Origin of the sequence: Paenarthrobacter sp. AB444, from assembly GCF_028736865.1 — a bacterium.
GTDB lineage: Bacteria > Actinomycetota > Actinomycetes > Actinomycetales > Micrococcaceae > Arthrobacter > Arthrobacter nicotinovorans_B.
In genome coordinates this window covers 1-17,145 of record NZ_JAQZBY010000009.1, presented here as the reverse complement: position 1 = coordinate 17,145, position 17,145 = coordinate 1, and the positions used below count along the sequence as shown (strand labels likewise).

23 protein-coding genes are annotated in these 17,145 nt (G+C 62.3%); 9 read left to right on the top strand and 14 right to left on the bottom strand.

Annotation, left to right across the window (positions count from 1 at the left end; genetic code table 11):
* The first annotated feature begins 147 nt into the window (after nt 1–147).
* On the top strand, nt 148–441 hold the full coding sequence (locus PQ627_RS12200) for a DUF503 domain-containing protein (RefSeq protein ID WP_274261329.1): 294 nt from the start codon (nt 148–150) through the stop codon (nt 439–441).
* Here PQ627_RS12200 and PQ627_RS12195 read toward each other — a convergent pair.
* Complete coding sequence (locus tag PQ627_RS12195) at nt 438–1,079, bottom strand: GntR family transcriptional regulator (RefSeq protein ID WP_274261327.1); 642 nt, start codon at nt 1,077–1,079, stop codon at nt 438–440. The genes PQ627_RS12200 and PQ627_RS12195 overlap by 4 nt on opposite strands.
* Nucleotides 1,080–1,270: 191 nt before the next feature.
* Here PQ627_RS12195 and PQ627_RS12190 point away from each other — a divergent pair, with 191 nt between their 5' ends.
* From PQ627_RS12190 to PQ627_RS12165, 6 genes are read left to right on the top strand one after another with little or no spacing between them, the layout of a single operon-like run.
* On the top strand, nt 1,271–2,638 hold the full coding sequence (locus tag PQ627_RS12190) for an MFS transporter (RefSeq protein WP_274261325.1): 1,368 nt from the start codon (nt 1,271–1,273) through the stop codon (nt 2,636–2,638).
* Between the two features lie 9 nt (nt 2,639–2,647).
* Nucleotides 2,648–3,442, top strand: a complete 795-nt coding sequence (locus PQ627_RS12185; protein ID WP_274261323.1) for a carbon-nitrogen family hydrolase — start codon at nt 2,648–2,650, stop codon at nt 3,440–3,442.
* Between the two features lie 7 nt (nt 3,443–3,449).
* Nucleotides 3,450–4,133: a DUF2848 family protein gene (locus PQ627_RS12180; RefSeq protein ID WP_274261320.1), complete on the top strand. Its 684-nt coding sequence runs from the start codon at nt 3,450–3,452 to the stop codon at nt 4,131–4,133.
* Entirely contained in the window at nt 4,133–5,599 is a 1,467-nt protein-coding gene (locus tag PQ627_RS12175; RefSeq protein WP_274261318.1) for a 4-hydroxyphenylacetate 3-hydroxylase family protein, read from the top strand. Before PQ627_RS12180 ends, PQ627_RS12175 begins: the two co-directional genes overlap by 1 nt.
* Nucleotides 5,600–5,602: 3 nt before the next feature.
* Nucleotides 5,603–5,971, top strand: a complete 369-nt coding sequence (locus PQ627_RS12170) for a cupin domain-containing protein (RefSeq protein ID WP_262277158.1) — start codon at nt 5,603–5,605, stop codon at nt 5,969–5,971.
* 1 nt (nt 5,972) lies between these two features.
* Nucleotides 5,973–6,497, top strand: a complete 525-nt coding sequence (locus tag PQ627_RS12165) for a flavin reductase family protein (RefSeq protein WP_274261314.1) — start codon at nt 5,973–5,975, stop codon at nt 6,495–6,497.
* A gap of 83 nt (nt 6,498–6,580) precedes the next feature.
* Here PQ627_RS12165 and PQ627_RS12160 read toward each other — a convergent pair whose 3' ends face one another.
* The 7 genes from PQ627_RS12160 to PQ627_RS12130 all read right to left on the bottom strand — a co-directional run bounded on the left by PQ627_RS12160 (nt 6,581) and on the right by PQ627_RS12130 (nt 12,540).
* Nucleotides 6,581–6,904: a putative quinol monooxygenase gene (locus PQ627_RS12160; RefSeq protein ID WP_274261625.1), complete on the bottom strand. Its 324-nt coding sequence runs from the start codon at nt 6,902–6,904 to the stop codon at nt 6,581–6,583.
* A 59-nt stretch (nt 6,905–6,963) separates the two neighbouring features.
* Nucleotides 6,964–7,506: a GNAT family N-acetyltransferase gene (locus tag PQ627_RS12155; protein WP_274261312.1), complete on the bottom strand. Its 543-nt coding sequence runs from the start codon at nt 7,504–7,506 to the stop codon at nt 6,964–6,966.
* A gap of 83 nt (nt 7,507–7,589) precedes the next feature.
* Entirely contained in the window at nt 7,590–8,483 is an 894-nt protein-coding gene (locus tag PQ627_RS12150; protein ID WP_144661411.1) for a carbohydrate ABC transporter permease, read from the bottom strand.
* On the bottom strand, nt 8,483–9,508 hold the full coding sequence (locus PQ627_RS12145; RefSeq protein WP_274261310.1) for a carbohydrate ABC transporter permease: 1,026 nt from the start codon (nt 9,506–9,508) through the stop codon (nt 8,483–8,485). The genes PQ627_RS12150 and PQ627_RS12145 overlap by 1 nt, the downstream gene beginning before the upstream one ends.
* Nucleotides 9,505–10,914: an N-acetylglucosamine/diacetylchitobiose ABC transporter substrate-binding protein gene (ngcE, locus tag PQ627_RS12140; protein WP_274261308.1), complete on the bottom strand. Its 1,410-nt coding sequence runs from the start codon at nt 10,912–10,914 to the stop codon at nt 9,505–9,507. Before ngcE ends, PQ627_RS12145 begins: the two co-directional genes overlap by 4 nt.
* A 574-nt stretch (nt 10,915–11,488) precedes the next feature.
* Nucleotides 11,489–11,899, bottom strand: a complete 411-nt coding sequence (locus PQ627_RS12135) for an MmcQ/YjbR family DNA-binding protein (protein WP_144661409.1) — start codon at nt 11,897–11,899, stop codon at nt 11,489–11,491.
* A 38-nt stretch (nt 11,900–11,937) separates the two neighbouring features.
* The gene (locus PQ627_RS12130; RefSeq protein ID WP_274261306.1) at nt 11,938–12,540 is read right to left on the bottom strand and encodes a polysaccharide deacetylase family protein; all 603 of its coding nucleotides are present in this window, start codon (nt 12,538–12,540) and stop codon (nt 11,938–11,940) included.
* Between the two features lie 13 nt (nt 12,541–12,553).
* On the opposite strand from PQ627_RS12130, the gene PQ627_RS12125 reads away from it, so the two are divergent.
* Nucleotides 12,554–12,808, top strand: coding sequence for a hypothetical protein (locus tag PQ627_RS12125; RefSeq protein ID WP_274261305.1), 255 nt, complete (start codon nt 12,554–12,556; stop codon nt 12,806–12,808).
* 44 nt (nt 12,809–12,852) lie between these two features.
* Here PQ627_RS12125 and PQ627_RS12120 read toward each other — a convergent pair whose 3' ends face one another.
* From PQ627_RS12120 to PQ627_RS12100, 5 genes are all read right to left on the bottom strand, one after another.
* A complete protein-coding gene (locus tag PQ627_RS12120) occupies nt 12,853–13,278 on the bottom strand; it encodes a CoA-binding protein (protein ID WP_144661407.1) in 426 nt (141 codons plus the stop codon).
* 58 nt (nt 13,279–13,336) lie between these two features.
* Complete coding sequence (locus PQ627_RS12115; RefSeq protein ID WP_274261302.1) at nt 13,337–14,134, bottom strand: hypothetical protein; 798 nt, start codon at nt 14,132–14,134, stop codon at nt 13,337–13,339.
* Complete coding sequence (locus PQ627_RS12110) at nt 14,131–14,685, bottom strand: RNA polymerase sigma factor (protein WP_144661405.1); 555 nt, start codon at nt 14,683–14,685, stop codon at nt 14,131–14,133. The genes PQ627_RS12115 and PQ627_RS12110 overlap by 4 nt, the downstream gene beginning before the upstream one ends.
* 532 nt (nt 14,686–15,217) lie before the next feature.
* Nucleotides 15,218–15,676, bottom strand: a complete 459-nt coding sequence (locus PQ627_RS12105) for an iron chaperone (RefSeq protein ID WP_274261300.1) — start codon at nt 15,674–15,676, stop codon at nt 15,218–15,220.
* A 153-nt stretch (nt 15,677–15,829) separates the two neighbouring features.
* Complete coding sequence (locus PQ627_RS12100) at nt 15,830–16,282, bottom strand: zeta toxin family protein (RefSeq protein ID WP_274261298.1); 453 nt, start codon at nt 16,280–16,282, stop codon at nt 15,830–15,832.
* 32 nt (nt 16,283–16,314) lie between these two features.
* Between PQ627_RS12100 and PQ627_RS12095 the strand changes: the two genes are divergently transcribed.
* A complete protein-coding gene (locus PQ627_RS12095; RefSeq protein WP_274261297.1) occupies nt 16,315–16,650 on the top strand; it encodes a hypothetical protein in 336 nt (111 codons plus the stop codon).
* Here the strand turns inward: PQ627_RS12095 and PQ627_RS12090 are convergent.
* The gene (locus PQ627_RS12090) at nt 16,628–17,068 is read right to left on the bottom strand and encodes a hypothetical protein (protein WP_274261295.1); all 441 of its coding nucleotides are present in this window, start codon (nt 17,066–17,068) and stop codon (nt 16,628–16,630) included. The genes PQ627_RS12095 and PQ627_RS12090 overlap by 23 nt on opposite strands.
* Nucleotides 17,069–17,145 lie beyond the last annotated feature (77 nt).

Here is a 17,145-nt window from a genome sequence, read left to right as displayed (position 1 = left end):
ACCTCATAGACACTGCCGGGCAGAACTCAAGACGCCTTGCTGCATTTGATCAAGATTCCGTCAAGACGCAACGCGGGGTCACTTATGGCCCATAAAAGCCCCTGACATGGGCCTTAAGTGACCCCGCGTTGCTGTTGAATGGGGTTTATGTGGATCGGGTGGATCGAATTCGACGTGCTGCTGGGCGACGTTCACAGCCTCAAGGAGAAGCGCTCACTGGTGCGCCCATTGGTGGCCGAACTGAAGCGGCGGTTCGAGGTCTCTGTGGCCGAGACCGGGCTGCAGGACCAGCATCGCCGGGCCATGATCGGCGTCGCGCTGGTGGCTCCCGATCACGCCCACCTTCAGCGAATGCTCGACGCCGTTGAACGGTTCGTGGCTGCCCGGCCTGAGTTTGAGCTGCTCAGCGCGCGTCAGCGGGAGCTGCACAGCGAGGACTAGTACCCGATGACCGCCCATCGCGTGGAGTCCAGGTGGGCGTCGATAGCCTGGTGCGCGGCCTCAATGCTGCGGCTGCGGAGGGCATCCACGATCAACTGATGCTCCCTGAGCACATCACCGGCGCGGTCAGTCTCCTGTGTTACCGCCCGTACGCCGATCCTGAGTTGGCGCTGCCGCAACGAGGCGTAGAAGTCGGCGAGGATGGGGTTTGCCCCGGCGCGGACCATGAGCGTGTGGAACTCTGTATCCAGTTCGATGAACCGGGCAGGATCGTCTTTGGCTTCCCGCTGCTGGTCGATGATGCGTTGGAAAGCGTCGAGCTGGCCCTCCGGCATGGACTCCAAGGCCAGGACGGCCCACTTCTCCACCACTGATCGCGCTTGCAGGATGGCCCGCACGTCGGGATCCGAGATGGGCGGAACGTAGGCGCCCTTGTGCGGAATGCGCTTGACGAAACCTTCAGCCTCGAGCCGCAGCAGCGCCTCTCGGACAGGGGTTCTCGAGGTTCCGGTGGACTTGGCGAGGACTGCCTCATTGAGGAAGGTTTCCTCGTCCCGCGGGATCGCGGAGATATAGCTTTTCATCCACTGGTAGGCCACCTCGGGCTGCGACTGTGCAGTGGGAGTCGTCTGGATCATGGAGAGCCTTTCTCGCGATGCCCAGTATACGAGTCGCATTCACGCACATTGGGTATAGACAGGTTGTATACAACTAGTCTACAGTCATATTCCAGTGATCCCCCTCACTGATTTGGAACCCCTCATCTCCGTGGGAGACCGGCCGAGCCATTCCCCCAGCGCCAGGTCCCCACCCGCAAAAGGATCCCCACATGACCGATTTGAAGAAGGCAGAACTGAGGCAGCAAAAACACTCAAGCCTGCCGGTAGTGGCAGCTTCGAGCCTGGCCGGGACGGCCGTCGAATGGTACGACTTCTTTCTCTATGGCACTGCCGCAGCGTTGGTTTTCAACAAGCTCTACTTCCCCACGGATGATCCCCTGGTAGGCACCATGCTCGCCTTGGGCACATTCGCCGCGGGCTTCCTGGCCCGCCCGCTCGGTGCAATCGTGCTGGGCCACCTGGGTGACAAGCACGGTCGCCGCGCAACGCTCGTGGCAAGCCTCATGCTCATGGGCATCGCCACTGCCCTCATCGCCTTTATCCCGGCCTACGCGGCGATCGGCCTGGCAGCGCCGCTGCTGCTCCTGCTGCTTCGCCTGGTCCAGGGTTTCGCACTCGGCGGTGAATGGGGCGGCGCGGTGCTCCTTGTCTCCGAGCACAGCAACGACAGCTCACGCCGGGCATTCTGGTCCTCATGGCCCAACATGGGTCCGCCCCTTGGCAACCTCATGGCTGCCGGTGTGCTCGCCGTCCTGGCCGCAACCATGCCTGAAAGCGAATTCCTGGCCTGGGGCTGGCGCATAGCCTTTGGACTCTCGGCACTCCTGGTGGTCATTGGCTTGGTACTTCGTCTTTATGTGCAGGAGACCCCGCTGTTCAAGGAAGCACAGCACAAGCGCGAAGCCGAGGCAGCGACAGAACGCAAGATGCCCCTGGCCATCCTGTTCCGCCGCAACTGGCGCGAAATCCTCATCGCTACCGGCAGCCGCATGGGCGAGAACGCCGGCTTCTACATCTACTCGCTGTTCATCATCACCTACGTCACCCAGATCATGGGCCAGCCGCGGCAAACGGGTCTGACCGCCGTCATGATCGGCCAGGCCGTCGCCGTCGTCGCCATTCCCATCCTGGCCCTCTACGCCGACAAGGTCGGCCGGAAACCGATCATGATCGGTGCCTCGATCGCCACAGTGGTGTGGGCCTTCGCGTTCTTCGCGTTGCTCAACACCGGCCAGGCGTGGGGCATCATCGCCGCAGCGGTCGGTGGCTTGCTGATCTTCGCCGCCTACAGCTCAGTGATCGGCGCCTTCTTCTCCGAACTGTTCCCGACAGATGTCCGGTACAGCGGCACCTCCGTTGCCTACAACCTGGCGTCGCTGATCGCCGGCTCCCTGTCTCCCATCATCGCTTTGGCCCTCTACAGCGCCTTCGGCACCGGCTACGCCATTGGTATCTACCTGGCAGCGATGGGCCTGATCTCCATGGTCTCGGTGATGTTCGCGAAGGAAACCAAGGGCCTCAGGCTGAGTGACCTGGACGAACAGCCCGTCAGCGGACAGCCCCTCAACAGCAAGTAAGGAACACGCATGAAAATCGCACTCGTCCAGGTGGCAAGCCCGGACACCGAAAGCCGTGAGGACCGGATTGACAGGGTCGAAGCCCTTCTACGGAAGATCACGGACGCTGAGTTGATCGTGCTCCCCGAATTGTGGAGTGCAGGCTACTTCCACTTCGACGAATACGCGGACCTGGCAGAAACCCTTTCCGGCCCCACCGTTTCCATGTGCTCACGGGTGGCCAAGGACCTGGGCGTGCACCTTCATGTGGGCAGCATCATCGAGGCCGGAGAAAACGGCCAGCTCAGCAACACCTCCATCCTGCTGGGTCCTGATGGCAGCGTGGTCCACACCTACCGCAAGATCCACGTCTTTGGTTACAAGTCCAAGGAAGCCGAGCTGCTCACGGCAGGAACCTCGCTCCCGGTAGTGGAGCTCCCCTTCGGGGCTACCGCCGGAATCACCTGCTACGACCTCCGCTTCCCGGGACTGTGGATGGAGCTCAGCAGTCGCGGCGCGGAAATCGTCATTGTCCCGGCAGCCTGGCCCGCAGCCCGGCGCGAACACTGGCGGCTGCTCACCACAGCGAGGGCCTTGGAACACCAGATCTTCGTGGTGGCCTGCAATGCGGCGGGCAGCCAGGAAGGCGTGGAGCTGGGAGGACACAGCCGCGTCGTCGACCCGGCCGGAAACGTGCTCGCGGAGGCTGACGCAGGCGAGTCCGTGCTCCTGGTGGAGATCGACCCAGCCCAGGTCAGCACTGTCCGCAAGGAATTCCCCGTGATCAACGATCGCCTCGCCAGCTACCAAACTTTGACCGTTTAGGAGAACCATGGAAACAACACGGCAAGTCCCACTGACCTTCAGGGTGGTGGACACGGACACAACAATCACGCTCACGGACTTCCACGCAGTGGTGGCAGGCTACACGGGCCGCGATCCCAAGGCCGTGCAGCACCACATCGACGAACTCGCGGCCATCGGCGTGGCACCACCTCCGGAAGTACCCATGTTCTACCGCATGGACTCCGACCTCTTCGAGACCACGGGCGAGCACGACACCGGCACCAACCTGACCTCCGGCGAGATCGAACCCCTCTACATCCGTCACGATGGCAAGTTCTACCTGGGCATCGGCTCGGACCACACGGACCGTGACATCGAGGCCGAGGACATCGGCGATTCCAAGCGGGCTTGCCCCAAGCCCGTCGCCGGTGAGGTGATCGCCGTCGAAAACCTGGAAGAGCTGGACCTGGACCAATGCACGGCCCGCTCCTGGGTGGACGGCGAGCTGTACCAGGAGGGTCCGCTGAGCGGCCTGCGCAAGCCGGCCGACGTCGTCGAACGCCTTCTGGCGCGCACGGACATCGGTGACGCCGACTTCCTGTGCCTCGGCGGCACCCTTCCCCTCCTGAACGGAAGGTTCGTCGACGGAACTTCCTGGAAGTTGGAGCTCTCGTTCCCGAATGGGACCACCATTGAACATAACTACAAAATCAAGAAAGGCTCACTCTGATGAGGACCGGAAAAGAGTATTTGAAGTCCCTGAACGACGGCCGGACGGTGATCCTCGACGGCGAGGTGGTCGGCAACGTGCTGGAACACCCGGCCTTCGCCAAGGTTGCCCACACCATGTCCGAACTCTTCGACATCGCAGCGGACCCCGCCAACGGCATGCAGTTCCACTCCGAGGAGATCAACGGACCAGCCAACCGCACGTTCGCCGCTCCCCGCACTCAGGAGGAACTGGTCCTGCGCCGCCAGGCCATCGAGACCTGGGCCAAGCACACGCACGGCTGGGTAGGCCGGAGCCCTGACCACGTCGGTACGTTCTTCGCAGCTTTCGGCTCGCACCCGGAGGTGTTCGCCAACGAGGAACGCGACTTCGCCGGCAATGTGGAGCGCTACTACAAGAAGGTCCTGGCCGAGAACCTGTACCTTTCCTACGCGATCATTCCGCCGCAGGTCTCCCGCGCAACCACAGCGTCAGGCTGGGAAGGCGAATACCTGCAGGTCGGCGTCGTGCGTGAAACCGAGGAGGGCATTGTTGTCCGCGGTTCGCAGATGCTGGCCACCGGCGCGGCTATCGCCGACGAAGTGTTTGTCACTTGCATCAAGCCGCTGGGGCCGGACGACGTCGATTTCGCCGTCAGCTTCGCCATTCCGGTGGCCACCGACGGGCTGAAGCTGTACTGCCGCCGCCCGTTCGCGCCGGCCGCCACCAGCGACTTCGACTACCCGCTCACCAGCCACTACGACGAGCCCGACGCCCTGGTGGTCTTCGACGACGTCCTCATCCCGTGGGACCGGGTGTTCATCAACCGGAACATCGACACCCTCCGCCGGCAGTTCTTCGACACCGGCGCCCACGCCCTGGGCAACTGGCAGGCCCAAATCCGGTTCTCCACCAAGCTGAAGTTCATCGCTTCGGTGGCCCGCAAGGTCACGCAGGTCAACGGTACGGACAAGATCCCCGGCGTACAGGAGAAGCTCGGCGAGCTGGCTGCGATTGTGCAGTCGGTCGAGTCCGCGGTCCTCGCCGCCGAATACACCGCAACGACGGACGACGCCGGCATGCTGGTTCCAGGAAAGGCGGCACTTTACGGGGCCATGGGCCTGCAATCGGAGACGTACCCCCGCGTGATCTCGATCCTCCGCGACCTCGTGGGCGGCGGCGTACTGCAGTTGCCCTCGAGCATCGCGGACATGACCAGCAGCGTGACCCGGCCGGACATGGAACGCTACGTCCAGTCCCCCGGCGTCGCCAGCGAGGAACGCGTCAAACTGTTCAAGCTTGCCTGGGACATCATCGGCTCCGAATTCGCCGGCCGGCACCAGCAGTACGAGATGTTCTACGCCGGAGCGCCGTTCGTGGTCCGCGGCGCGTACACCTACCGCAACTACGGCTACGACGCACTGGTGGCCGAGCTGGACAAGTTCCTGGGTTCGTACAGCATCAGCTCAGAATCGGAAGGAATCTAAGCCATGGCAAAGCCCGAATTCGAGTTCACCCCTGTTTCCTCGGTGGAGTTCGCGCCGTGCAACCCGCACATCGAGGGTCTGTCCGAGGCTATCCTTGCCCGGGACTCCGACAACGACTCCGTCACCCGGATTCTGAAGTTCGAGCCAGGCACGGACACCTCCCCCAACGGAGTCCTGACCCACGACTTCTGGGAAGAGGTGTTCATTTTCGAGGGATCGTTCGTGGACCAGCGTCTGGGCAAGACCTTCAAGGCCGGCGACTGGGCCACCCGGCCGCCGGGCATGGAGCACGGCCCGTGGGTTTCTGAAAACGGCGCCAAGATGTTCGAAGTCCGCTATTACACGGACTCACCAGCAGACCGGAGCAACTGACATGAGCCTCGCACCGCTTTTCACTGTTCCCGATGCCATGGGAATGCGCCGCGCGATGGGCCGCTTCCTCACCGGCGTCGCCGTCGTGACCACCAAGCACGAGGACGAGCTCTACGGGATGACCATCAGCTCGCTCACCTCCATCAGCCTGGAGCCGCCCATCCTGATGATCTCGCTGAACTTCGGCACCCGCACCGGTGACGCCTTGCTGGAAAGCGGCAAGTTCGCTGTCTCCATCCTCGGCTCGAAGCAGGAGTCCATTGCGCGCCGGTTCGCCGTGCGCGGCGGGAACCGCTTCGACGAGGGAGACTTCGACGTCACCGAAAGCGGCTTGCCGGTGATCAAAGGCGCCCTCGCCCAGGCGGACTGCACGGTAGTGCAAACGTACGACGTCGGTGATCACCAGGTCTTCTTCGGACAGGTCACCACGTGCCGGGACCGGGACGGCGAGGTGCTCGCCTTCAAGGCCGGCCGCTTTGGGTCGTTCAGCGACTTCGGCCACGCCGAGATCCCCTGGATGTTCTAGCCAGCTCCGTGAAAGCAACGCGGGGTCACTTATGGCCCATAAATTCCCTTGGGATGGGCCATAAGTGACCCCGCGTTGCTGTATCAGGAGGCGACAGTCAGCTCACCCATGCGGTCCCAGCCGCTGCCTTCGATCTGGCGGCTGATGATGTGCGGCGTCTCGGCGAGGGCCTGGGGCATGTCGGCCATGGCCTTCTTGAAGTGCGCGCTGTTGACGTGGGCCTCAGCGGCGTCATCCTGGAAGGCTTCCACCAGGACGAACTCGTTGGGGTTGTCCACGCTGCGGGACCAGTCGAACCACAGGTTGCCCGGCTCGGCGCGGGTGGCCTCGGTGAAATCGCCCACCAGGTCCAGCCAGCGGTCGGACCAGTCGGGCTTGACGTTGAACTTGACCACAATAAAGATCACGGTTGCTGCCTTTCGTTGCACTACGGTTCCCTACCATCCTGTCAGAAAGCTAAGGATGCTTAGTCGTGCAGGATGATCTGGTAGAGGTTGTGGTCCTGCCAGGCCCCGGCGATCTGGAGGTAGTTCGGTGCCTTGCCGATCTTCCGGAAACCAGCCTTCACCAGCACCCGTTGGGAGGCAACGTTGTGCAGGAGGGTTCCGGCTTCCAGTCGATGGAGCCCCAGCTCGCTCCGCGACTTCTCCACGATCACCCTGACAGCGGCACTCGCCAACCCGCCGCCGGCGTAGTCTTTGTCAACCCAGTACCCCAGCCCTCCGCTCTGGAACGGACCACGAACAATACCGGCCAGATTGAACCTGCCAACAATCTCGTCGCCTGCCGCCAACGCCAACGGGAACTGCTCCCCTGCCTCGTGGGCAGCCAAGCGCTTGGCAATGTCGGCAGCCTGCCACTCCTCGGTGAAGTACTCCTCCGGGCGCACCGGCTCCCAGGAAGCAAGATGGTCGCGGTTGCGCACGTACGCGGCCGCGAGGGCGGCGGCGTCAGTCGGACGCAGCAGACGCATGGTGACATCGTCGCGCAGCAGGCAGGGTTCGAACATCAGCCCATGGTAAATCAACGCGCGACGGCGGCCCGCACCCAAGGTGCGGACCGCCGTCGAACGCTGTTTTTAGCGCAGTTGTGCTACTTCGAGGTGCCTTGCGTGACTGAGCCCTGCAGCTGGCGCTGGAAGATCACGTAGACGATCAACACTGGAATGACAGTGACGCTCACTGCAGCGAAGAGTGCGCCGTAGTCGACCGCGTACCCCATCTGGCCTGCGAAAGCTGCCAGTTCCTGGGACAGGACGCGGGGACCGGCCGCGTTGATCGACACCGGGATGAGGAACTGGTTCCACAGGCCCAGGAAGTTGAAGATGGCAACCGAGGCGAGGCCCGGCTTGGCCATTGGCAACATGACCTGGAAGAACGTCCGCCACTCCCCTGCCCCGTCCAATGCCGCAGCCTCGGTAATTTCGTGGGGCAGCGACTTGAAGAAGGAGAACAGGAAGAACACCGTGAACGGCAGGGCGAAGCCCACGTACACCAGGATCAGGCCCGGCAAGGTGTTCAGCAAGCCCATGTTCTTGAGGACGAAGAACAACGGCACCATGGCCAGGAAGATCGGGAAGGTCAGGCCGGCGAGCATCAGGTAGTAGATGGCCCTGCTGCCCGGGAAAGTGTAACGGGCCAGCACATAGGCACACATGGCGCCCAGCACCATCACGATCACCAGCGCCACGGCCACAACGATCACCGAGTTCAGGAAGGCACTTCCAATGCCCGCCTCGCTCCATGCTTTGACGTAGTTATCCAGCTTCCATTCCCCGGGCAACGCGAAGGGCGAGGCGAAGATCTCGCTGGAGGTCTTGAAAGAGGACATGAACGTCCACAGGAGTGGCAGGATCACGATGAGCGTCCAGATGGTCAGCGCGGTGTGTGACACCGCTCCGACTACCTTGTCGCCCGTCGATGTCGCAGGGGTCCTCGGCTGGAAGTGCAGGGACTTCCGCTCGGGGGTTTCGACTTTGGTGGTCATCAGAAGCTCACATCCTTATCGCCGCCAGTGAGCCGGTTGACCACGAATACCAATCCGGAGAAGATCAGCGTTGCAATGGCAAGGACCACGCCCATGGCACTGGCAAGGCCGAACTGCCCCTTGCTGAAGGCCGTGAAGAACAGTTGCTGCGCCATGACCAGCGTGGAATTGTCCGGGCCGCCGCCGGAGTTCAACGCCGCCATGTAGACAAAGGCGTCCAGAGCCAGGATGCCCATGTAGATGTAGGCAGTCTGGATGTTGTCACGGATCAAGGGAATGGTGATGGACACTGCAGTGCGGAAGCGTCCCGCGCCGTCGATCCTTGCGGCCTCGAAAATCTCAGCGGGGATGCCCTTGATGCCCGCCACGAACAGGACCATGTAAAAGCCAACGAAGCCCCACACGATCACGAACATCGTGGCGATCATGGCAGTGTTCTTATCACCCAACCAGGCGAAATCCTTGAACTGGTCCAGGCCCAGCCCTGTGAGGATGCCGTTCAGGAGGCCGCCCGAGGGATCGTAGATTTGCCCCCACATAATGCCGATGGCAATCGCGGGAATCGTGTACGGGAAGAACGAGACGACACGGTAGAAGCTGGAGTTCCGAAGGCCTTTGATCTGGCCTTTGCTGCTGCCGCCCACCGTCACCAAGGACGCCAGGATGAGACTCAGGATGATGGTGATGATCGGCAGGAAGATGACCAGGAGGATGTTGTTCCCCATGGCCTTCATGAAGATGTCGTCCGTGAAGATCTTGGTGTAGTTCTCCAAGCCAATGAAGTTCTGCGTTGGCGAGAAGCCTGACCAGTCGGTCAGCGAATAGCCGAACGCCTGGATGAAGGGCCAGATCACGAACAATAGGTAAATAGCCAGGGGCAACCCGAGGAATACCGCGAAGAAACTGACTTTGTCCCAGGTCAGCGGCTTCCGCCGCCTCTTGACCAGCTGCGGTGGCGCCATCGCCGGAACGACGGCGGCCAGGCCGTCGTCGTTCCGGCTCTGCTGTGTTTTCACTACGGTCACTTCACTTCGATCTTCTTGACCGAGCTGTCGTTGCGGACCTTGTCGGTGATGTTCTGAAGGGCGGACGTCAGGGTTGCGACGTCCGACTTTCCGTCCAGGAAGGTGTTCCAGACAACCAGCTGGTCCTTGTTGGTCCCGTAGAGGTCGATGAAGTTCCAGGTGTAGACGTTGTCGCCGGCATCGCCCAGCATCTTGGTCTGCGACACCAAGGCGGTGGAACCGAAGCCGTCGGCCGGGACGGTGTCCTTGACGATGGTCGGTGCCAACTTGGTCTTGGCGAAGTTCGTGGCAGCTTCCTTGGACAGCATGATGCGGAGCATTTCCTTGCCACCGGCAGCGTTCTTGCCTTGGGACGGGACAATGTAGGGCTCGCCGGCGGCGCTGTGGATAGCGGTGTACGGCATCTTGGGGCTGGCAGTGACCGACGGTGCCGGGGCACCCATCATGTTGAAGCCGGCCTTGGTCTGGTCCTTCATCTCGTTTTCGATCCAGGAACCCGACGGGTAGAACACCGCCTCCTGGGCGTTGCTCCACTGTGCCTGTGCAGCCGTGAACTGGGTGCCCGAGCCGCCCGGCTTGAAGAACCCTGCCTTGACGATCTTGTCCAGCGCCGTGAAAACAGACTGGATGGCCGGGTGGGACCAGCAACCCTCCTTGAGGTTTTCAAGCCCGAGGCGGACCTCGTCCCCGCCTTCCTTGATGGCCGAGGCGATGGCGAGTTCCTGGTAATAGGTGGCGGCTTCCTTGCCCCACACGAACAGGTACTTGCCCTTGGCCTTCGCCTGCTCGCCGAGCGCGTACATTTCATCCCACGTCTTGGGAACCGTCCAACCGTTTTCCTTGAGCAGGGAATCGGAGTACCAGACAGCGTAGACGGTGAGCACGTAGTTAAGGGCTGCGAGCTTGCCATCGAAAGTACCCGGAGCCAGGACGCCTGTGTACAGGGTGTCCTTGATGACCTTCCCTTCGAGGTTCTTCGCCTCCACCACGGGGGTCAGGTCTTCCAGCTGGGCCAGGATCGTGCTGAAGCCGATGGCCTTGGCGCCGGAGTTGTCGATCAGGTCCGGCGGGTTTCCGCCGACGAAGCGGGGCTGGAGTTCCTGGGCGATATCCGTGGATGGGGCAATCTTGGCGGTGGAGCCCGAGTGCGTCTTTTCAAAGATCTTGCCGGCGAAATCGACGTAGTCGATGCCGTAGCCGCCCTTGAAGATCACGGCATCCAGAGTGGCCTTGTCCGCCATTCCGAACGGGTTGGTGTCAGAGACGGTGCCGGTGGGGCCGGTGGTCGTGCTGCCGCCTCCGGCAGCGCAGGATGCAATGGTTCCCCCCATGGGCACGAGTACGGCTGCTGCGAGTGCTCCGCGCAGGAATCCACGGCGGCCGACGGACTGGTGCTGAATGGTCATTTCAATACCCCTTTTGTGACTCGTAAGGCCGACTCTGGCGGCTGGGGCCGTCCAGTCGGACAGTCTGGGCTGACGCTCTGGCAGCACCAACCTTCGTGTGACATACTTCACCACGGATGATCGAAAATCAATATTTCTCCGCAGTTTCGATCAAGATTTGTCAAAGCGTGATCTTTTCAGGGGCCCTCCGCGAGGGTCTTGCCACACTCGGTACCGGTCGGGCGCGCCAGCGCCCTGGAGTGCCAAGTTCCCTGTCTTTCCGCTGGATTTTCGACGGCGACCGGCACTAAAGTTGCCGCCGTGAGGCACCCTTTACCGCGCGGAAACACTTTCGAGGCAGTGCGCAAAGCAATCATCCATTGCTTGCTTCGCTCACTCGCAGCAATGGTGGCATGTTCCGGGGCTTTGAACATGGTTTTCGACTCAGTGCACTCGCAGGACAACTCGCAGATGGTGCCGCGTCTTCTTATCCAGCATCACACCGCTCCTGACCAGCCACCGGCTGAGGTCCCAAGGTACGCAGTATCAATCTAGTCCCATGTCAGCGCCGAGGGGAGGGGTCGATGGAGGCGTGTCAGCTTCCCTTCGGACGTGCCAGCCGGGCCCACCCGAGTTGTTCCTGTTGCTTTCGGCTCAGGGTGGCCACGACCAGGTCATAGGAGTCCTCCACCATGTCCCTGACCATGTCATCCGGCAGGGCGCCATCCAGGCGGACGCCGTTCCAATGGGTCTTGTTCAGGTGCCAAGCGCCCGTGATCTCCGGATGTGCGGCCCTCAGCTGCTCGGCGAGTGCAGGTTCGCATTTCAGGCTCACGGACCAGTTGCCAGGGTCCATGGCGGAGAGCGCAAACATCTTCGCTTCGTGCCTGGCACCACCGGCTACGGCCGCGCGCACTTTGAACACGGACGTCTCAGGACCAAAAGGAAAGTCCTCGAAGGCGCCCGGAAAACCAAGGCAGATTTCACGGAGCTGGGAAACGTCCATGGAGGGAGCCTACTGGCTTGTCACCGCCGCAGACACTCCTACGCCACCCCCAGGAAATCCTCAAGCAACACAACTTCCAGCCCCGCGGCCAGTTGTGCTGCACGGAAAGCAGCCAGGTCAGCGGCGAACTCAGCCCTGAAATGCATGAGCACTATGTCGCCGGGACGGAGCGAGTTGCCCACTTGGTAGTCCATTTTTCCCGCGTTTGCCTTGGCTTCCCAGGTGATGATCGCTTTCATTCCCGCGTCCGCAACGGCTTGTCGCATCACAGTGGAATAGGCGCCCCCTGGCGGACGGAAGAGGGTGGGCCGACGACCGTATTGCTGGAGGGCGTACTCCTGCATGCCCACCAGGTCGTTGAGCTGCTGCTGGTATCCCCACTGCCGCACCATATTGATGTTGTGGGTCACCGTGTGGTTTTCCACCAGGCTGCCCTGGGCCTTGAACGCCTTGAAGAACGCCGGATTGTCCGCAATGGTGTCCTTGGTCAGGAACAGGGAAGCCGGGTAGTCGTACTCGGCCATGAGTTTGACCGACTCCGGGGTTTTGATGTTCCCGTCATCGATGGTCAGGAACACCACGGGGTGCTTGGTAGGGATCTTGGTAATCACCGGCGCCAGGCCACCGGTGATCGGTGGCAACTGGAAATCCGGAATGAACGTCCGCCGGATCCGCTTGGTCGCTGTCGGCGTTGGAGACGGAGTGGGCGTCGCTGAAGACGAGGCAGTGGATGCTGCTGCATCGCTGGGAGCGGGGTCCGCCGTCGAACTTTCCGCCCCTGCAGCCGGCGTGCAGGCAGTCAGGCCGGCCACTACCGAAGCGGCCAAAATACCGAAGGCGGCCCTTCTGCTGGGAACGGAAAAGGGCACTGCAGAATGGTCGCCACACACGGCTTTCCCCCGGGGCTAGAGAGATGAGTCAGCAGCAATCTAGCAGAAGAAAACGACGACGGATCACAGGCCGTAATGCCAGCCTTCACGTGCCGGGCACGAGTTGACCACGACGTCCAGGCCCGCGTCCCGGGCACGCTGTGTGGCGTCGTCGTCAAACACACCAAGCTGCAGCCAGACCGCCTTGGCCCCGACGGCAATGGCCTGGTCAATGACGGCACCTACACGCTCGGAATTGACGAAGCAATCCACGACGTCGATCGGGTGCTTTTCGGCGGGAATGTCGGCCAGGCTTTTGTAGCCCTTCTCGCCGTGCACGTCCTCGCCCTTGAGGTTGACGGGGATGATCTCCATGCCCATCTTGTCCCGCACATACAACGAAACGTCATAGGCAGAACGCCATTCGTTGTTGCTCAGGCCAACCACGGCCCACGTACCTTTTGTCCGCATCAACCGCTCGACGACGGCAGGATCGTTGACATGCATCATGGGCCCAGCCTACTGCCGGCGACGCGTCGGAATCACGGCTGACGCCCGTGGCGGGTTCCTATCGTTCCACCGGTTTCTTTGCCTGCTTCAGCTTTGCCACCTCGGCTTTCAGCTGCCCCACGGGCAGTTGTTCGGCGACTGGGCGAAGGACCAGGCCGGGCGCGGCGGGCTGGCTCTGCGGCAGTGGGGCCGGCTTGGGCGCAGCCGGGGTGGGGCCCGGAACAGCAGCGACCGGTGCAGCAGCAGCTGCATGGGGCGCCGCCGGTACGACGGCGGTGCCCGGGTTTTGGGGGGCTGGTTGCGGTGCCGCCGCGGGCACCATCGCCGTGACCGGCACCGGCGCGCCGGCCGCCACCGGGCCGGGCTGAGCGGGCTGGACTGGTCTCACGGGCCGGGTTGGTTGAACCGGCTGGCCTTGCTGCACGTCCAGCGGGATGGCCGCGGGATCGGCAGATGGAGCAGGCACGGTGCCCACCTTGGGGGCATCCGGGGTGAGCAAGACAGGAGTCTCTGCAGCCCTCTGGGAAGCAAGGCCCTCCCAGAGTCCCTCGAAAGATGGACTCCGGGTGAATCCGGAGCTCGCTGCGGCGACGCCAGTTACCCCGAGTCCCATGGCCGCAACCACGGCAACGCCAACCACCGCAGTGCGGTGCTTGTGCCTCCAACGGCGCTTGGAAACGTCATCGTGCGGTCCGGCGAGCATGGCTGCCAACTCTTCGCCGGGCTCAGGTGCGGCTGCATCGGCGAAACTGCCCACCGCCAGAAGCGCTTGCCGAAGGTCCGGTGCGTCGCCAAGATCGGCGTCGAGCAGGAGCTCGTCCACCAACTTCCCGCGTTCCAAATCCTTGAATGTCACGACGACACGTATTCCTTTACTGCCGAATGCTCACGGAGGGTAATAAGCGCACGCCGTTGCAGCTGTTTCACTGCACCGGCGGATTTCCCCATGATCCCGGCCACCTGCTCCACGGTCAGGCCTGCCACGATGCGAAGCGTCAGGACTTCCCGCTGCTCTTCGCCCAGGAGTTCCAGGAGCGCCATCACTTCGTACGGCGCGACCCGGAGCATGGCTTCGGCTTCAGCAGAGCTCGATTCCCTTGCGTCCCGCTCAGGTTCAAACTCGTGGTGATCCGGAGCCCGGCTTTCCTTCCGGTGCTCGTCCACCATGCGGGCGTGGGCTACCGAGAAGATAAAGGTCCTCAGGCCGTTTACACCGCCGCTGATCCCATCCAACCGGGGCAGGACGGCAAGGAAAACATCCTGCGTGGTTGCTTCCGGATCAGCGACGCCCTTGGCCGTCAAATATCCCAAGACCTGGCCTGCATACGCCTGGTAAACGGCGCTGAACAGTTCCGCGTTATTGCCTTGGAGTGCGTGAAGCGCTTCGTCGGTCAATGCGTCGGTCACAGAATTGGGACTTTCGATCGGCGGCTGGTCCAGGCTGGGAGCCAGGTCATCCGCCTTTCACAACGGACGACCTCACCAAGGGTAGCTGCTCAGCCGGCCCAGCCAAAGGAGAAACTCCCCAAGCCGCGGTAACTCCCGGACATGGAAGAGCCGAGCTGGAAGATGATGGGGGACAAATTCCAACTCGGCCCTTTCACTGACGTAATCGTCCGGGCACCCGAAAGGGTTACGCGAAAGTGGAAAAGTTTTTTAGGTGCTTCCCGCCTCCAAGCGGTGGCGCATCGGAGGGCCCGTGTTTAGGCTGCTGTTATCTACCCCGAGCAACATTCACAGTACGCAGAGGAGAGATCATGACGTTGCCCCCGACCCACGAGCCCGAGCCGTTCCCGCCGGATCCCGGTCCCGTTCCTCCACCACCGGACCCCACCACGCCGTTTCCTCCGAGCCCTATTCCGGACCCCAACCCCACTCCGGGACCTTCGCCGGTTCCCGACCCTGGTCCCGTTCCGCCAACCCCCAACCCGGACCCGACCTATTGACCGGTCGCCCTCTTAATCAGCTCCACGATCCTGGCTTCCACGTCCGGCGTGATTTCCTTGAGCGCAAAGGACGTGGGCCACATCTCCCCGTCGTCGAGCATGGCGTTTTCCTCGAAGCCGAGCGTCGCATATCGTGACTTGAACTTGTCCGCACTCTTGAAGAAGACAATGTTCTTGCCGTCCTTGGCGTAGGCCGGCATCCCGTACCAGGTCTTTGGTGCCAGTTCCGGGGCGTGTTCCTTCACAAGTGCGTGCAGGCGTTCAGCTATGACTTTGTCGGACTCGGGCATCTCCGCAATCTTGGCCATCACATCCGCCTCGCCGTCGGCTGCGCTCGCCTTCTTGCGCGGAGATTTCTTGAGTTCCTGCGCCCGCTCCTTCATCGCGGCGCGCTCATCCTCGGTGAAGCCCTCGTAGGACTTGCTCTTGCCCGCAGTTGCTGTCCCAGCCATTGCCCGTCTCCTCAGTTGGTGTCGTTATCCGATACCAAAACGCTACGACTGAGCCTAGGCTGCGGGCTTCTCCGAAACTGCTCGATTACCCCAACCCGGCCGGCTGCGGTCGGGGGCTACCTGCCTTAGGAGCCTGGGCCACGGCCGGAGGGGTTACTCGAAGGTGGTGACGTTGCTGGCGTGGACCTCACCAGTGGTTTGGTCGACGTCGAAGCGGCGCAGCGTGCCGCGGCCAACAGTATCTGCGGCCATCTGTGCCAGCCTCAGTGCATTGGCTGCACAGATGGACTCGGCACCGGAGGCGTAGCAGTGCTCAATTACGGTGTCGGGGACGAACCGTCCGCCCATCACGGGATCATTCAGGCGGCCGGCCCACCAGCGCTGGCGGGCCCGTTCGACCGCAGTATCCCGGGTGGTTTCGACATCGACGACATCGACTTGCCCGTATCGGGACATGAAGAGCTCGTCGATGTACTGGTCTGGCAGCTTCTCCCATGACAACGTGCCATCGATGATAACGTTCTCGCCGGCGGCCAGGGCCATCTGCCGAACCAAGTTGGTCGTTCTGGTAGAGATGGCGTGGACATGGGAGGCCAGCTCCCGCACCCCACCGGTTCACCGTCAGGCAGCGTGTAATTGTGTCGGTAGCTCAGCAAGCCGTGGCGTTCGGCGTCGTCCAGGATCATGTCCTTGGCATCATCAGGGTCGATGAGGCGATACCCGCGCAGGTCGAGGGTTTTCAGCGCTTCAGTCTTGCCAGCACCCGGCGGGCCGGCAGCGACAACAACAGCGCGCCCGGCCGTCATGACGTCCTGCTGCCGCGCCATGAAGGCCTTCGCCAGCCGAACCACGGCGGCGTCGTCAAAGTAGGCCAGCAGAACATCCGGAGCCCGCTCCAGTTCATTCCCCGGGGCGTACAACTCAGTCAGTGCCGCGTGAACGGCACCCCGTTCAGCGGCCAACAGCCGCCCTGACCTCATTGAACTCCCGCTCGGTCAGGAGGTCCTGCGCGAACGCTCCCACCACTTGGTCCCATGTGCCCGGGATACGACCTTCATGCGGGTACGGGGCGTCCTCGCCGTCCGTGTAGCTCAGGGACTTCAACCGTTCGAGCATCTCCACCCTGGGAGTGTCGTACGCAAACGCCCGAAGGATGATCTCCTCAGGCGCTCCTGCCGAAAGAACGTCCGGACGTCGCTCGATGGCTTTCAGCATCCGGTGCACCTTTGCTTGGCTGGTCACTAGAACTTCGGCGATCTCGCGCTGGTTCATGCCGCGCGAGGAGGCGTTGTGAACTGCGCGCAGTTCATCAAGCAGGTCCACCCGCTGGCGGGCCTGACGCTGCAGGGCACCACGATGCAGAGCTGCAAGATCATTGTCCATCACGATCACGGCTGTTCCCCTTTCGACATACTCACTCTACAGCTGTGATTCACATTGAATCAACGTATATCGGCACGGCCCCCACC

What these genes read in the sequence shown, in the direction of transcription:
- PQ627_RS12170 (WP_262277158.1), top strand. Translation starts at nt 5,603, where the DNA reads ATGGCAAAGCCCGAATTCGAGTTCACCCCTGTTTCCTCGGTGGAGTTC.
- ngcE (WP_274261308.1), bottom strand. Translation starts at nt 10,914, where the DNA reads ATGACCATTCAGCACCAGTCCGTCGGCCGCCGTGGATTCCTGCGCGGA.
- PQ627_RS12185 (WP_274261323.1), top strand. Translation starts at nt 2,648, where the DNA reads ATGAAAATCGCACTCGTCCAGGTGGCAAGCCCGGACACCGAAAGCCGT.
- PQ627_RS12155 (WP_274261312.1), bottom strand. Translation starts at nt 7,506, where the DNA reads ATGTTCGAACCCTGCCTGCTGCGCGACGATGTCACCATGCGTCTGCTG.
- PQ627_RS12135 (WP_144661409.1), bottom strand. Translation starts at nt 11,899, where the DNA reads ATGGACGTTTCCCAGCTCCGTGAAATCTGCCTTGGTTTTCCGGGCGCC.
- PQ627_RS12120 (WP_144661407.1), bottom strand. Translation starts at nt 13,278, where the DNA reads ATGATGCATGTCAACGATCCTGCCGTCGTCGAGCGGTTGATGCGGACA.
- PQ627_RS12150 (WP_144661411.1), bottom strand. Translation starts at nt 8,483, where the DNA reads ATGACCACCAAAGTCGAAACCCCCGAGCGGAAGTCCCTGCACTTCCAG.
- PQ627_RS12105 (WP_274261300.1), bottom strand. Translation starts at nt 15,676, where the DNA reads ATGGCTGGGACAGCAACTGCGGGCAAGAGCAAGTCCTACGAGGGCTTC.
- PQ627_RS12175 (WP_274261318.1), top strand. Translation starts at nt 4,133, where the DNA reads ATGAGGACCGGAAAAGAGTATTTGAAGTCCCTGAACGACGGCCGGACG.
- PQ627_RS12195 (WP_274261327.1), bottom strand. Translation starts at nt 1,079, where the DNA reads ATGATCCAGACGACTCCCACTGCACAGTCGCAGCCCGAGGTGGCCTAC.
- PQ627_RS12125 (WP_274261305.1), top strand. Translation starts at nt 12,554, where the DNA reads ATGAACGTCCGCCGGATCCGCTTGGTCGCTGTCGGCGTTGGAGACGGA.
- PQ627_RS12165 (WP_274261314.1), top strand. Translation starts at nt 5,973, where the DNA reads ATGAGCCTCGCACCGCTTTTCACTGTTCCCGATGCCATGGGAATGCGC.
- PQ627_RS12190 (WP_274261325.1), top strand. Translation starts at nt 1,271, where the DNA reads ATGACCGATTTGAAGAAGGCAGAACTGAGGCAGCAAAAACACTCAAGC.
- PQ627_RS12180 (WP_274261320.1), top strand. Translation starts at nt 3,450, where the DNA reads ATGGAAACAACACGGCAAGTCCCACTGACCTTCAGGGTGGTGGACACG.
- PQ627_RS12200 (WP_274261329.1), top strand. Translation starts at nt 148, where the DNA reads ATGTGGATCGGGTGGATCGAATTCGACGTGCTGCTGGGCGACGTTCAC.